Annotated in this window: 15 protein-coding genes and 1 riboswitch; of the genes, 10 read left to right on the forward strand and 5 right to left on the reverse strand. The window is 48.1% G+C overall.

From position 1 onward, the window contains the following. The first annotated feature begins 126 nt into the window (after positions 1–126). The 6 genes from BLS15_RS02940 (at position 127) to BLS15_RS02965 (ending at position 4,768) form a co-directional block, all read left to right on the forward strand. Entirely contained in the window at positions 127–519 is a 393-nt protein-coding gene (locus BLS15_RS02940) for a GntR family transcriptional regulator (RefSeq protein ID WP_021254734.1), read from the forward strand. Continuing rightward, on the forward strand, positions 516–1,217 hold the full coding sequence (locus tag BLS15_RS02945) for an ABC transporter ATP-binding protein (RefSeq protein ID WP_021254735.1): 702 nt from the start codon (positions 516–518) through the stop codon (positions 1,215–1,217). The genes BLS15_RS02940 and BLS15_RS02945 overlap by 4 nt, the downstream gene beginning before the upstream one ends. Positions 1,218–1,232: 15 nt before the next feature. Further along, a complete protein-coding gene (locus tag BLS15_RS02950; protein WP_021254736.1) occupies positions 1,233–1,979 on the forward strand; it encodes an ABC transporter permease subunit in 747 nt (248 codons plus the stop codon). A gap of 20 nt (positions 1,980–1,999) precedes the next feature. Beyond that, positions 2,000–2,923 carry an ABC transporter ATP-binding protein gene (locus BLS15_RS02955; protein WP_021254737.1) on the forward strand — a complete coding sequence of 308 codons (924 nt, stop codon included), beginning with the start codon at positions 2,000–2,002 and terminating at the stop codon, positions 2,921–2,923. 57 nt (positions 2,924–2,980) lie between these two features. After that, entirely contained in the window at positions 2,981–4,132 is a 1,152-nt protein-coding gene (locus BLS15_RS02960; RefSeq protein ID WP_021254738.1) for an ABC transporter permease, read from the forward strand. Positions 4,133–4,495: 363 nt separating this feature from the next. Beyond that, complete coding sequence (locus BLS15_RS02965; RefSeq protein WP_139170627.1) at positions 4,496–4,768, forward strand: hypothetical protein; 273 nt, start codon at positions 4,496–4,498, stop codon at positions 4,766–4,768. Positions 4,769–4,799: 31 nt separating this feature from the next. On the opposite strand, the gene BLS15_RS02970 is transcribed toward BLS15_RS02965, so the two are convergent. After that, on the reverse strand, positions 4,800–6,086 hold the full coding sequence (locus tag BLS15_RS02970; protein ID WP_021254740.1) for a Gfo/Idh/MocA family protein: 1,287 nt from the start codon (positions 6,084–6,086) through the stop codon (positions 4,800–4,802). 309 nt (positions 6,087–6,395) lie between these two features. Next, positions 6,396–6,587, forward strand: a riboswitch (Lysine riboswitch). Between the two features lie 110 nt (positions 6,588–6,697). Between BLS15_RS02970 and BLS15_RS02975 the strand changes: the two genes are divergently transcribed. Next, complete coding sequence (locus tag BLS15_RS02975) at positions 6,698–8,146, forward strand: amino acid permease (protein ID WP_021254741.1); 1,449 nt, start codon at positions 6,698–6,700, stop codon at positions 8,144–8,146. 208 nt (positions 8,147–8,354) lie between these two features. On the opposite strand, the gene BLS15_RS02980 is transcribed toward BLS15_RS02975, so the two are convergent. The 4 genes from BLS15_RS02980 to BLS15_RS02995 form a co-directional block, all read right to left on the reverse strand. Further along, the gene (locus tag BLS15_RS02980) at positions 8,355–9,557 is read right to left on the reverse strand and encodes a transglutaminase domain-containing protein (protein ID WP_028532112.1); all 1,203 of its coding nucleotides are present in this window, start codon (positions 9,555–9,557) and stop codon (positions 8,355–8,357) included. A 338-nt stretch (positions 9,558–9,895) separates the two neighbouring features. Then, a complete protein-coding gene (locus BLS15_RS02985; protein WP_021254743.1) occupies positions 9,896–10,801 on the reverse strand; it encodes an alpha/beta hydrolase in 906 nt (301 codons plus the stop codon). A gap of 113 nt (positions 10,802–10,914) precedes the next feature. Then, positions 10,915–11,595, reverse strand: coding sequence for a bifunctional 4-hydroxy-2-oxoglutarate aldolase/2-dehydro-3-deoxy-phosphogluconate aldolase (locus tag BLS15_RS02990; protein WP_021254744.1), 681 nt, complete (start codon positions 11,593–11,595; stop codon positions 10,915–10,917). A gap of 51 nt (positions 11,596–11,646) precedes the next feature. Next, on the reverse strand, positions 11,647–12,624 hold the full coding sequence (locus BLS15_RS02995; protein ID WP_021254745.1) for an ROK family protein: 978 nt from the start codon (positions 12,622–12,624) through the stop codon (positions 11,647–11,649). Between the two features lie 399 nt (positions 12,625–13,023). On the opposite strand from BLS15_RS02995, the gene BLS15_RS03000 reads away from it, so the two are divergent. The 3 genes from BLS15_RS03000 (at position 13,024) to BLS15_RS03010 (ending at position 14,543) form a co-directional block, all read left to right on the forward strand. Next, the gene (locus BLS15_RS03000) at positions 13,024–13,233 is read left to right on the forward strand and encodes a hypothetical protein (RefSeq protein ID WP_021254746.1); all 210 of its coding nucleotides are present in this window, start codon (positions 13,024–13,026) and stop codon (positions 13,231–13,233) included. Between the two features lie 159 nt (positions 13,234–13,392). Beyond that, on the forward strand, positions 13,393–13,710 hold the full coding sequence (locus BLS15_RS03005; RefSeq protein WP_021254747.1) for a helix-turn-helix domain-containing protein: 318 nt from the start codon (positions 13,393–13,395) through the stop codon (positions 13,708–13,710). After that, on the forward strand, positions 13,659–14,543 hold the full coding sequence (locus BLS15_RS03010; protein ID WP_090509802.1) for an IS3 family transposase: 885 nt from the start codon (positions 13,659–13,661) through the stop codon (positions 14,541–14,543). Before BLS15_RS03005 ends, BLS15_RS03010 begins: the two co-directional genes overlap by 52 nt. The last annotated feature ends 2 nt before the right edge of the window (positions 14,544–14,545 follow it).

Consider the following 14,545-nt stretch of genomic DNA (forward strand, 5'->3'; position numbering starts at 1 on the left):
GCCCTCGACGCAAGAAATCCTCAGATCATAAATTTATTTCTATTTTTTTCATTTTACCTATTGTATTAAGTGTATCAAGTGATATAATACACTGTATACAAATGATACACCAAAGGAGGGAGCTCATTGAATGACGTGATGGTTGGCGGAATGCGATTCACGTTGGACTTAAGCAAACCACTCTACGAACAAGTACTTAATCAAATCCGAAGCTCCATCGCGAAAGGAGAGATCGCATTGGGTGAGAAAATTCCTTCGGTAAGGGAACTTGCACAAGCGCTCAAAATTACACCGAATACCGTCATGCGCGCTTACCAAGAGCTCGAACGGGATCAGCTTACAGAGACACGCCGAGGACAAGGAACGTTTATTACGTCGAACGCAGAAGCTGTTGCGAGTGTACGAACTTCTTTGGCGGAAGAAGCGCTACAGGAGTTTTTAACGAAGATGTACAGCATAGGATTTACATTGGACGATATTCAACACCTATTAAATCATGAGGGAGGTAAGGAAATATGAGTCAGTCCACTGCGATACGAGTCGAGAATATTACGAAACGCTACGGGAAGAAGCTCGCCCTCCACGACTTTTCTCTTGAAGTCCCAACAGGTAAGGTTGTCGGAATTCTAGGAGCGAATGGTGCAGGCAAGTCCACCTTGTTCCGTATGATCGCAGGCATGATTCAACCAGAGCAAGGAACGGTTGAGGTGCTCGGGCGCAAGCCAAGCTGGGAGACGAACAAGGACATCGCTTATTTGCCTGATCGCGCACGCTGGTTCGAAAAACACTCTGTCAAACAAGCACTGGATTGGGCAGAGCACCTATGGCCTGGCTTCGACCGGAAGCGGGCAGAGGAACTCATCTCCTTCATGAAATTACAGTCCGATATGCCTGTGCAGGGCATGTCCAAGGGACAAGAAGCAAGGCTTATGCTAAGCATGTGTATGGCACGGAATGTTCCTCTCCTCGTGCTGGATGAACCGTTCTCCGGTATCGATCTCATATCGCGAGAACGCATTATTTCGGCGATCATTGAAAACTTGGCAGAACGTGAGCAGACCGTGTTAATCAGCACGCATGAAATACACGAGGCGGAAAGCTTGTTCGACTATGTGGTTTTCATGGATAACGGTCAAGTGGTGCTGGAGGGCGACGTCGAGCAGTTGCGCAGTGAACAAGGCTCGATGGAATCCGTCTACCGCACCCTATACCGCTAAGAGAGGAGAATACGGATGAATACAAGCACCTTTTTATTTTTAGTGAAAGATGAATTCCGCCGCAGAAACTCGGCCAAACACTCGAACAAATGGTGGATGTTCTATGTTGCAGCAGGAATCCTCATCGGACTCATTTTTGCAGCTGCATTTGCCGAAAATCTTGATCCATACGGGGTCATGTTTATGTCCTTCGGCTTCCCGTATATTACATTCATCATTGCATTTAGTATCGTTATACGGGAATGGAAAAACGGTACTGCCGGATGGTGGCTGACACTCCCTTATCCAAGGCGATCGCTCATCCTATCGAAGTATGCAGCTAGCATTTGTACAGCAGTTATCATGCATATTATCTTCTGGGTCGGTGCCCAGCTGTTCGTTGCCTATGCATTAATCTTAAAAGGAAACTTCGATTTTCACAGTCTTGCCACGTTCATGAAAACATCAGCGATCTGGTACGGCATAATCATGATGGTCATTCCATTTATGGCAGCATTCGGTACGCTTACAGGAGTGGTCAGCCGTTCTCGCTTGAAGCCGTTAACGCCGATGCTGTGGATCTTATATGGCCTTTCGGGGAATTCCCTGTTCTGGATCCTGGAATCACCACATCTCAACAAGCTCCAACTTACACAGAATCCGAATGAGATTTTTACCGTTCAATCTCATGATTTCTGGTTGATCGGGCTTGGTATCATTCTCTTGTCTGGAATTCTCATAAGCGCAGCAACCGTTCTGATGAACAAACAAGTGGAGGGTTAACTCAAGGAGGTTCAATAAAGATGACATTGGCTATTGATGTATCGAATTTGCATAAAAAGTATGGAAATCACACCGCATTGAACAGTATTTCATTCCAAGTCCGTCCGGGAATATGCTTCGGCCTGCTTGGCCCGAACGGAGCTGGCAAATCGACGACGATGAAGATCATCTCCGGCATTCTCCAACCGAATAGTGGTGCGCTACGTGTATTTGGGATAGATGCCGTAAAAGAAGCCGCCAAGGTGCGGAACATAATCGGCTATGTCCCCCAAGGCATCACCTTGTATGAGAAGCTCAGTGCGTACGATAATTTGAAGTTTTTTGGAGAAATGTATGGCTTAAGAGGAAGCCAGTTGAAGGAACGCATCTCAACCGTACTAACACAGGTCGGGCTTCTGGATCGCGCTAAGGATGCAGTTGGCACCTTCTCTGGCGGCATGATGCGCCGCGTGAACATCGCTGCTGCACTCCTCCACCGTCCGAAGCTGCTTGTGCTGGATGAACCTACTGTCGGCATTGACCCACAATCGCGCAATCATATCTTCGAGATGATTCGCAAGCTGAAGCAAGAAGGGGTATCCATCATCTACTCGACTCACTATATGGAAGAAGTCGAAACACTCTGCGAGGAACTCGCCATCATCGACCACGGCTCGGTCATTGCCCAAGGCGTCCTGCATGAACTGCTCATGCAGCATGGCACGAATTCCGTATATGTCGAAACGGATAAGCAGACTGCAATTTCCTTCGATTCGATTCCTGGCACAGTGACTGCCCATGAAGAGGGCTGGATTATTGATACCGACGATACGCTGACAACGATGAACCGCGTATCTGAACTTTGCCTGCAGCAGCAAGCGAAGGTTACTCGTCTCGAAATCGTGCAGCCTTCATTAGAAACGGTGTTCTTGAACTTAACCGGTACATCCCTGCGGGATGCGTAATAGGCGCTTTGGAGCGCAAAGTATTCGCAAGAGAACGATTCAAGGAGGAGAATTCGAATGATTACCAGCTTCACACGCAAGGAAATTCAATTGCTGCTCAAGGAAAAGGGTACCTTCTTCTGGCTCATCCTTATGCCTATCATCTTCATCGTGGTGTTTGCCTCTGTGTTCGGCAATATGGGGAACTCCAGCATCACGTTAAATTATGTCGATCAGGATCAGTCTCCTGCTTCGAAAGCGATTGTTGCATCGTTAGCCAAAGTGCAAGGTTTCCAACTGAAGGAAGACACAGAACGCACGCTTGATCAACAAATTACAAGTATACGTGATGGCAAGCAATCCTCCCTCCTGCTCATTCCGCAAGGATTTGAAGCCAGCATGAAATCAGGCAAAGGCTCTGCTGAAATGACACTCTACCGCGACGAGAACGACAACACCTCAACGGCTCCAATCAAAGCCGTGCTTGGACGAATCGTCGATGAGCAGCGTCAGGTAAGCGCTGCGGAGCAGCTTGCAGCCAAAGGAATTCAGGGCGAAGAGATGAAGCAAATCTTCACCCCGCCATTCGTAGTTAAGGAGCAGATGGAGAACGTTGTTCCTGTTGATATGGTTAGTCAAGTCGTTCCTGGATATACCGTTATGTTCGTGTTCTTCATTATTATCTCGATGGTTCGCCGCTTCATTCGGGACAAAGAAAGCGGGATGACGGCGCGCCTGTGCAGCACACCAATGAAGCCGCTCAACTATTTAGTCGGCATGTGGGTTCCTTATATTATCGTTGTTCTCTTCCAAAGCGCGGTACTGCTGGCGTTCGGACACTTCGTTTATGGCATGCAGCTCGGTGATGTGCTCGCCATCGCATTAGTCGTCGCAGCACTTGGTATCTGTGTAACGGGTCTTGGCCTCTTCATCTCCCTTATCGCTAAGGGCGAGAATCAAGGGCTTGCCATTACCCAATTGATCGCGCTTGGCGGTGCGATGATTGGCGGACTGTGGTTCCCGCATGAAATGATGCCGAAGTTCATGCAGACGATTGGCCAATTGCTTCCTCAATATTGGGCGCAGGATGCACTGAAGCGCATCATTTCCCACGGCGCTCATGTACAGGATGTGTGGCTGAATGCAGTCATTCTGCTCGGTATCGGAATCGCTGCACTTGTACTCGCATGGGTACAATACCCACGCTTTATGAAGCAGTCGATCGGTTAAGTTTAGGTCAAATCGCGGGACAATCCTGAAATACTCGTAATAGCTTTTCCACTTATACAACTGCCCTATAAAGGCTGATTCTGTTAGGTACAGAGTCAGCCTTTTTATTGCCTCGAATACATCGGCATTACTGTCCATTATGGTATAATATATTCCATATGATAGGAGGTGCATTCATATTCTGACTCGAATAACACTCCTTCCCCTTGCCCTTCTCATTTAACAACAATGAAAGGTAGGTCTGTCATGATACATCTACGACGAAGATTCATTTCCATTATGCTACTCGGATGCATACTCCCTGCACTAGTCGGATGCACGAAAAAGACCACCATTTATAAGGCAGCAAGCCTGGATTGGGACGTGCAGCTTTCTCAACCAACAGATACGGAATCATTTACGCTGGATATGAAGTATCATGGACCAGAACAGCATATACAGGATTTATCATTCCGTCTCACAAATCCGGATTTTGAACGTTCTGATTCTATATCTGATCTTAACTCTTCACATTATGCCGCACATTACGAATACCGGATTAAAGGGTTAAAACAACTTCAAGAACCTATTCGTATTCGACTGGAATGGGATCATCAACAAGAAACTCTTACATTAGAAAAAGCTCTCCGTGAGTAACCCGGAGAGCTTCTGACATTTACAAATAGAATTAGTTCATTGCAGGCTCTGCTTCGTTTGCCAACTGCTCACGGACGAACTCTTCAATAGAGATAGTACGCTTCTCTATGCGCGCCTTCTCCGCCGCAAATGACATCATATGGCTTTGAACAGATATATCAGCGGATGTACGTCCTTGCAATGCACCGTCCGCTTCTACCAGCCTCAGGAAGTCCTTCACGAGACCTTGGTCACCGCCGCCATGTCCAACATGTCCGCCTGGTGCTTGCAGGCTGAGCAGCTCTCTAAAGCCATTTTTGAAATGAATGATTTCAATCTCATTCTTCTCCATGTGAGCACGAATTTCCCCAGTCGTTCCCATCAACTTCAACGTACGACCGGAGTCGTAAGTGAACGCCGTCATAGTGAATACCGCGGTTACCTCGTTCGCGAATTCCATGTTCACCACTTGATGGTCAACCACATCATTGTCGCAGTGGTATACGCAGCGGCCATATGGGCCTACCTTCAAGGCCTGAAGGCGAGATTCATAGCTCATATCATCCGCAATAACTGATGTCGGCCAGCCAATATCATCCGTCAAATACCACTTCGGCGCATAGTATGGGCACTCATCAGCGACAGGACACCCATCCAGACAGCGCTTCGTTGCGCCTTCCGGCGCACCTTCTGGGCGGAAGTGCGATAATGTGCCGAAGGAAGAAATATGGGTACACTCGGCACCAGCAAGCCACAACAGGATGTCCATATCGTGACAGGACTTTTGCAGAATCATTGGAGAGGACTGTGCCGAATTGCTCCAATTGCCGCGCACGAAGCTGTGCGCCTGATGCCAGTAAGCAACATTTTCATTATGCTGTATGGACATAAGGCGGCCGATTCTTCCCTCTTCCAACATCTGCTTGAGTGTAGCGAAGAAGTTCGTGTAACGCAGTACATGACAGATCGAGAAGACAAGGCCTCTCTTCTTCGCTTCCTGCCCCATCTTAATACACTCTACTGGCTCTGGAGACATGGGCTTCTCCAGCATCACGTGATAGCCTGCTCCTAGTGCTGCCATCGTAGGCTCATAGTGCATCTTATCTTGCGTACAAATAAACACAGCGTCAGCAAGCTTCGGCTGAGAGAATAATTCTTCCCAAGAGGAAAATTGGCGTTCTGCAGGAATGCCGTGCTTATCGGCAATACGCTGACGGCGGGCTGCACTCGGATCTGCCACAGCGACAACTTCCATCTCATACGAACGGCCAATCGCATAATCCGTATAGATTTCCCCGCGTTGACCGGCTCCAAGCAATGCTACAGTAACCTTCTTCATTTCCCATGCCTCCCTAAATGTCTGTCTCTATTGGTTCGTATTTGGTTCGTATAGATATTTCCCAACTTGCGCTCTCTTTTCATCCATCTTATACCATGCGAGAAACCGCTTGCAAGGAGTAAAATTCCTTTTTTAAAAATATTTTTGGATTATTCAGCTCAAATGTTTGAAATCATACACAACTTTCCTAGATCAGATTTCTACTTTTTAACATTGAACTTACCGCTTCGTTTCATTATACTTAGCAAATATAAGTAACAATGATGGCTTGGCCATCTTCATAGTGCAACAAATCCTCATCCTATTCCACGATGAGGTAGAGGTTGCGGTTGTTAAGAGTACATTCGCGGAGGCAGGAAGAAGCCAATGATTCGAATGGGAAGGAACAACCGCCGAAGTTCGCGTAACCCGCTTCCGGGACGCGTGCTGGGGTCGCTGTCGAATAGGCACGACACTGTCATACGCAGATTACCCGTCTACGTATGATGCGCTATCTTTAAGGAAGGGTATGATGGGGACGGTCAAACCGTTTGAACGTATACGCTTCAGCGGTTTTTTTATGTTCTCCGCTCCTTTCCGGTAATACTAAGATTAGAACAGGAGTGAGCAACATGAGTAAGCAACACAACGAGCAAGGGCTTCGCAGAAGCCTGAAGACACGCCATCTCACCATGATTGCGCTTGGCGGCTCCATTGGTACTGGATTGTTCCTTGCCAGCGGCGGCGCTATTGCACAGGCTGGTCCTGGAGGTGCGCTTCTCGCTTATGCTGCAGTCGGCATCATGGTATATTTCTTAATGACAAGTCTTGGCGAGCTGGCGACCTACATGCCGGATTCCGGCTCATTCAGCACATATGCTTCGCGATTTGTAGATCCTGCATTCGGATTTGCGCTTGGCTGGAACTTCTGGTTCAACTGGGCAATCACGATCGCATCGGAGTTAGTCGCAGCTACGCTTATCATTAAATATTGGTTCCCGAACAGCAACTCTTTCATATGGAGCTTCCTGTTCTTAAGCATCATCTTCTTATTGAATTTCATCTCCGTTAAAGGGTATGGAGAGTCTGAATATTGGTTCGCAATAATTAAAATCTCGACCGTCATCATCTTCCTAGTTACTGGCGTATTGATGATATTCGGCATCATCGGCGGAGAACGTATCGGATTCGAGAACTTCCATATCGGAGATGCGCCATTCCATGGCGGATTCTTTGCGATTCTTGGTGTATTTATGGTTGCTGGGTACTCGTTCCAAGGTACGGAGCTTGTCGGTGTTGCCGCCGGCGAAAGCGAAAATCCAAGCGAGAGTGTACCGCGAGCGATTCGCCAAGTATTCTGGCGCATTTTGCTTTTCTATGTTCTGGCGATATTCGTTATCGCAATGATCATTCCATATACACATCCAAGCTTGCTATCGAGCGAGGTCAATAATATTAATGCGAGCCCATTCACGCTCGTATTCGAGAAGGCCGGGTTCGCATTCGCCGCTTCAGTTATGAATGCAGTCATCTTGTCCTCCGTGCTGTCCGCGGGTAACTCTGGCATGTACGCCTCAACACGCGTGCTCTGGGTGCTTGCGAAGGAAGGCAAGGCGCCGAAGTTCCTTGGCAAGCTGAACAAACGCGGCGTACCGGTCAATGCGCTTATTATGACCAGCATCATCGGCATGATGGCGTTCCTTGCAAGCTTTTTCGGAGATGGGATTGTCTATACGTGGCTGCTGAGTGCATCCGGCATGTGTGGATTCATTGCTTGGCTAGGCATTGCAGTCAGTCATTACCGATTCCGACGAGCATTCAACAAGCAAGGCCATGACCTGAAGGAGCTGCCTTATCGTGCCCGCTTCTTCCCGTTCGGTCCGATTTTCGCCTTCGCGCTTTGTATGTTCGTCGTACTTGGTCAGAACTATCAAGCCTTCCTCGGAGAAGCGATCGACTGGCAAGGGCTGTTGATGACCTACATTGGTCTTCCGCTCTTCCTGATCATATGGTTCGGCTACAAGTTCAAGCATCGGACGAAGGTCATTCCACTTGAAGAATGCAAGTTCGATCATAAATAATCAATCTCTATATTGTCTATGAAGTAAATAAAATAAGGCTCTGCTTTACGCATTTAGTTGCGTAAAGCAGGGCCTTTGTTACGTGGTCCCATCGCTTTTTCCGGGTAGTGAAACTCCTGTATTCATTCCTCTGGATTCATTCGTGATGTGAATTCCTAATGTGAGTTTCGATTTCCCACACCAGCTCTTATGCTGATGTTCTGTCCCCTTATTTCTGAAGCTGAATATCGACAAGTAGGTCATCACTGTTATTCAACGTCGATACTCTGTATTCGAACGGAGTAGACAATCCTAGCTTGTCCATCATATCATGCAGGTCAGCACGCAGCTCCAGCTCGCTGCCTATATAGCGAATCTGGAACTGCACCCGGTTCGCCTTCTGTGCAGACCGATAGCGTTCTACTAGTCCCTTCACGTCCTTGACCTGCCGTTCTGGAAGCAGTACATCCGGACTCCAGCCGTGCTCCAACTCAGTAACGAATGAGCGCAGGCTCTTATCCGTCCCTTGGCGCATCTGATTCAAGACATGCTCATAAGGGTCGTTCGCCTTCGGAAGCTCCGTACTTTCCTCCCAATCATGATCGGTTCTCATCTCCGCGTCGGTGCGCATATAGTACGTGTAGCGTACTTGCTTGCCTCGATCCGGAAGCGGGTCGTCCCATGTCGCATCAACATGATACCATTTTCCATCCAGTTCAATCAGGTTCCAAGCATGGAGCAATCCGCCCGCCTTACCCTCGACAACCTTGGATGGAATGTTCGCCTCTTCCAGCATAGCCTGCATGAGCAGCGCATATCCTTGGCATACGGTTGTACCTTCCGTTAGCGCCTCATAGGCAGTAAATTTCGTCATACCCTCGTCATAGGTCACGTGACTGACAATATAATCATGAATTGCTTTTACTTTGAGATGCGGGGATTGTCCTGGACTCGTTATGTTTCTTACGATTTCCTTGGCTTGCTCCCTTACATATTGTGACTGTTCGTACGTCTCACGATAGTCCACATACACATTGACGACTGCAGAATCCGTACTGCCTTTCCATTGATAGGAGTACTTGCTGATGTTATACCGAATGAACGGATCCGAGTATAATGCTGCCGACAAGGACTTGCCTGCCATCTCTGTTAAGGATTTCGTGTCACCTTCGTATCGAAATGAAATGGCCGCTTCTCTGCGAGTGAACTGCTCGCTCAGCCATTGTTTCATCTCTGATTGACTATGCAGCGTTATCATAGATGAGCGCGCCTCAACCGTAGGCCATAAAGCGAAGCCAACCATGATTCCTAACAGAACACTTCCCAGCATCAGCATTCGGAATATAGAGACTCTAGGGAATCGAATCCATCTCCTCGCTCGCCTCTGCCTCGCTCGTTGTAGGCGCGATGGAGTCTGTGAATCGATGTACATGCCTTCACCACCTTCGCATCAGCGGAGAACATCCGCCTATGTGTGCTAGGTAGCGTAACATAGCGCTATCGCAAATACTGTCTAGTTATAGCATGCCCATCGCAAGTGTGGATTCGCTGCCTTTCTGTCGTGCTCGACATGCTGCGGCAGCATGAGCCGGGAATTGCATCGTATTCCGATGGATTGTAGCGATTCGAACATGAGGAATATGACGAGGGGTAGCGAACCGATGCAGCATTTGCCTATAAAAAATATAAAAAAGTTATTCTCAGTGACGAAAACATACAAACCCACCTCTCCCCAGAAGGTCAAGCCTTAGAGGGAAGAGATGGGCTTGCTTATCCCGATATATCCAATTGACGCTTGAAGAATGGGATCACTTCCGCCCAGAAACGCGAATCAGTCTCCGAACAGCTATGCCCATCCGTATCAACAAAGAGATGCGATTGCTCATACGGTAAGCGTTCAACAAGCTGCTCAAGCTCACTAGGGGGAATAAATCCATCTAGTCGAGAATGAACCATATAGATGGGAATCCTGCCTGCCGTCCGCACATGATGGTCGGCTAAGATTTGACCTACATCCAAGCCGTCGTATACTGCAACCGGAATGCGGGAGCGATAAAGCCATATTCGAGGTATAACCACTGCCAGCGGAAATGCCGGCAGCTTGCGCCGTCTGAGCTCCGCTTCCACCATGGACAGTGGGCGGGACGGCATGGAATCCGTTACAATTGCCCTTACGTTCAGCCCTTCTTCAAGAGCCAATACCGCTCCGAAGCCGCCCAAGGAGTGGCCGAGGACTGCAATCCGATCCGGATCTACATCCGGCCGTTGACGTACGTAGCGGACTGCGGCTAGCATATCATCACGGAATAACAGCGCCGATGGTGCCTTTACGGCCCCGCTCTCTCCGTGACTTGTCACGTCATAGACCAATACATTGAAACCTGCATCTACCAGCGGGATCGCATACCTCATCACCCTCGCTCGGTTCGATCCCCATCCGTGCGAGATAACGATAACCGGCGCCCGCTTCTTAGGGGAGTTCCCCTTGCCCCATATGAACCACCCTTGCAGAGATGCAGTCCCTTCGAACACCACTCGATCGAAGGGACGTTCCGGTTCCTTATGTATCGGAATCGGACGAGGGGACTGACTCTTCACCGCAAGCATCCAAGTACCACTTGCGGCACTGCCGGCTAGCACGAGTGTGCCTATTCCATATGTCCACAGCATAGCCATAGATTCGCCTCTCTTCATACCATTACCGTAGAATTGGTTCAAATTCTGATGTATGTATATCATTCACGCAATCACATGATTTCACACCCGTTCCACGCTCTATGGATTTCTGGTCATCGCCGAACGGGATCAAGCTTGCGAACCGCCTCAACGAACTGAATTGCATTTGCAGTGAGGGCTTCATCATTGCCGGAATTCATATATTCCTTGGGAAGAAGCTTGGAACCAAGTCCGAATGCGGACGCTCCTGCAGTTCCGTATGTGGATATCGTATGCAAGTCGACTCCTCCCGTTGCAATGATCGGAATGTGATCAAGAGGACCTCGGATCTCTCGGATATATTCGGGCCCCAATGTACCAAGCGGGAACAGCTTGACGGCCTTCGCCCCTGCCTTCCACGCCCGTACAATCTCAGTAGGCGTTAGTACTCCAGGCCATACATCGATTCCACGCTCAGCTGCATATGCGATGACTTCCTCATCCAAATTCGGAGAGATGAGGAACTGCGCTCCGCATTCCAATGCTCTACGAGCCGAGGCCAAATCAATCACTGTGCCTGCACCGATATAGGCCCGTCCTGCAAATCGCTCACGCCAATGGGAGATAATCGCTGTGGCTTGCTCTGTATTCATCGTCACTTCCATGAATCGAATGCCCCCTGCCACCAACGCCTCTGCCGCTCTATTAGCAAGTTCTCCTGTATAGCCGCGGAATATTGCGACAATGCGCTCTTGGAGCATTCGCTCTGTGATATCAGCACCGTAGGGGAAATTCTGAATATCTCGATCCGACATCGTCACTCGTTCCTCCCGATTCTCTTCTCTCTCTTCTCTTTCTAGTTGATCTTATACCGACACGTGTCTCAGCTTCTCTGCACGGCTTTTCGCAAAGGCTGCACTTCCAATAACGCCTCCGTCATCAATCAGCTCACCCTGGCGTATCGTCAAACGCTCCAAATAACCGTGATATACATAACGCTTCAAGGTGTCTCGTACAGGCTTCATAATACGTTCGCCCGCGAGTGCACCGCCGCCGCCGATTACAATCATATCCGGGCTGAGCAGCGAGATGGAATACGCCAAGCCCTTGCCCAGCACCTGTCCTGTATGCGTCATTATCTCGATTGCGAGCTCATCGCCCTTATCGTAAGCCTGCGAGACGTGAGCTGCGGTCAGTTCACCGCGCTCATATGGTGTGCGCAGCAAGCTCTCGCGCCCCTGCTCAAGCGCTTCCTTCGCTTGTCGCGCAATGCCCGTGGCGGATACGACCGTCTCTAGACAGCCCGTCAAGCCGCAACCGCAAGGCGTCGTCTCGCCATCAATCGCTACATGCCCCAATTCGCCTGCCATGAACCCACTTCCATAGTGAAGCTCTCCATTGACAACCGTCGCAGCCGCAAGCCCCGTACCAATCGTTATCCCGTGTACAACTCCTGCACCGCGTCCTGCACCGCTCATCGCCTCACCAAATACATACATACGCACATCATTATCAATAAAGACTGGTACGCCTACCTTAGCGCCAAGTCGACCAGATACATCTACGTTGTCCCACTTCAAGTTGGATGCAAACACACATACGCCGCGCACTGGATCAATGAAGCCCGGAATCCCAGCTCCAACCGCTATAAGAAGACTGCGATCCACCCCTGCCGTGATGAACAGTTCATCAACCATATCAGACATTTTATTCAATACATGCTCTACACCAAGATCAACCTCTGTAGGCCGCTTTACCTTGGCTATCAGCTCATATTGCTCATTGACCAACCCACATACAATGTTCGTCCCGCCCAGATCAATCCCAACCATATACTGCACCATTGATTGCTCTCCTCGCCTTCCCATTCTTTCTATTTGTTTTTTTGTAACTGCTTACATCACTAAATATACTCATATGTCGTATTTCGATTATAGCATGATGCCTTCCATCATTTGTGTGAAGATATCCTTTCATTTGATCATAGTTCACACGTATATGATCACATCGTACAATCCGTAATTCGAACCTGTCAATGCTCGCTTGCATCTCCTTCCATCGTCATAATTTCGCCTTAAAATCGCCTTAATATTGGAAACGAAATGACAGACGAGCGGCTGTGAAATCGATATAATAGAAACTGTGATCCTTATCACACTGCCGGGTAGGAAGACCAATGATTCAGGTTAGACGATCGATAACTGTCTTGCTTGATGGTAACGCTTATAAAGAGGTGTATATCCATGACGTATGTAGATATCAGTTCAATCTCGCCACAATTGTTCGTAACGATCCTATTTTTCCTGCTCATCGTCTGTCCGCTGCTTAGTCTTGGCGTTGTGCGCTTATTCCAGCAGCGAATCAAGGTAGGGATAACGTATATTGCATCGGCGCTTGTCTCTTACGTTATCTTTCTCATTGTGGCAGACTTCGTACACCGAACATGGAGCTAGAGACAGAGCTCATTAAATGTGTTTACCTGTTCGAATTCGGCGCTCTTACACCATACAAAAAGACCGTTTCAAAGCATGAAGTGCACCCCTTATAGTAGACATTGGATAAACACCCCTCGTGTTACGTCCGATGAATCTATTATAGGGGGTGCATTTTTTATGGCTATCAAAGGACAGAAGTTCAAAACATATTCAGAAGAACTAAAGGCTGAAGCTATTCGTCTACATGTCGAGGAAAAGTGGACTTATCGGCAGATCAATGAACATTTCGGAATTCATGATAAACAGAGGATGAAGAAATGGATGAGGAAATATCGTGAAAAGGGCGAATTTGGGCTTCTGGATCAACGGGGAAGACGCCAGCAATATATCGATCAAGACCGTTACCTAAATCAGCTAAAACGGGAGAACGAAATGCTAAAAAGGTGTTTAGAAATCTGGGTGCAGGAGGTACGACTCAAAAGTATAGAGCGATAAAGGAAGCAGCAGTCGAGTACAACGTTAGAGATTTATGCAAAGTGTTCGGTGTCTCTAGAAGTGGATATTATGCTTTTTTAAAGAGGCATGAGGTGGATCATGACAAGCCATTGAAAGACTTGATTCAGAATGTTTATCAGAAGTACGACGGTAAGTATGGATATCGACATATCCAGCTGTTCCTACTTCAAGATCACGGTGTATGGGTAAACCACAAGAGGGTTCTACGCTTGACGCAAACCATGAATTTACGATCTAAGATCCGCCGAAAGCGTCGTTGTAACTATTCCTCTTCCACAGGTGGACGAGTAGTTGAAAACTTGCTACAACGGCAGTTTCAAGCCGAGGTTCCCAATCAAAAATGGGTAACCGATGTCACTCAGTATCGTGTAGAAGATAAATGGTTATACCTTTCGGCCATCAAGGACTTGTTCAATAATGAAATTGTAGCTTATCAGATGAGCTTACATAACGATAATCAACTTGTTCTCCAAACGTTTGAGAAAGCCTTCAATAAGACGAAAGACGTGACTGGATTGATCGTTCATAGCGATCAAGGGTTCCAATACACGTCCTACGCTTACCATGACATGCTGCCGAAGGTTGGCGCCCAAATCAGCATGTCTCGGAAAGGCAATTGTTACGATAATGCCTCTATGGAGAGCTTCTTCTCGCATCTCAAAACGGAAGGGCTCTATCCTTATCATATCCGAAGTTTGGACGAGGCACAAAGGCGAATTGAAGAATATATTCATTTTTATAATCATAATCGACCACAAAGAAAGCTAAAGAAGCTGCCGCCAGTAGAGTACCGACGACAGCTTGCTGCTTAGGT

The sequence above is a fragment of the Paenibacillus sp. cl6col genome, assembly GCF_900102125.1.
Taxonomy (GTDB): Bacteria; Bacillota; Bacilli; order Paenibacillales; family Paenibacillaceae; genus Paenibacillus_B; species Paenibacillus_B suaedae.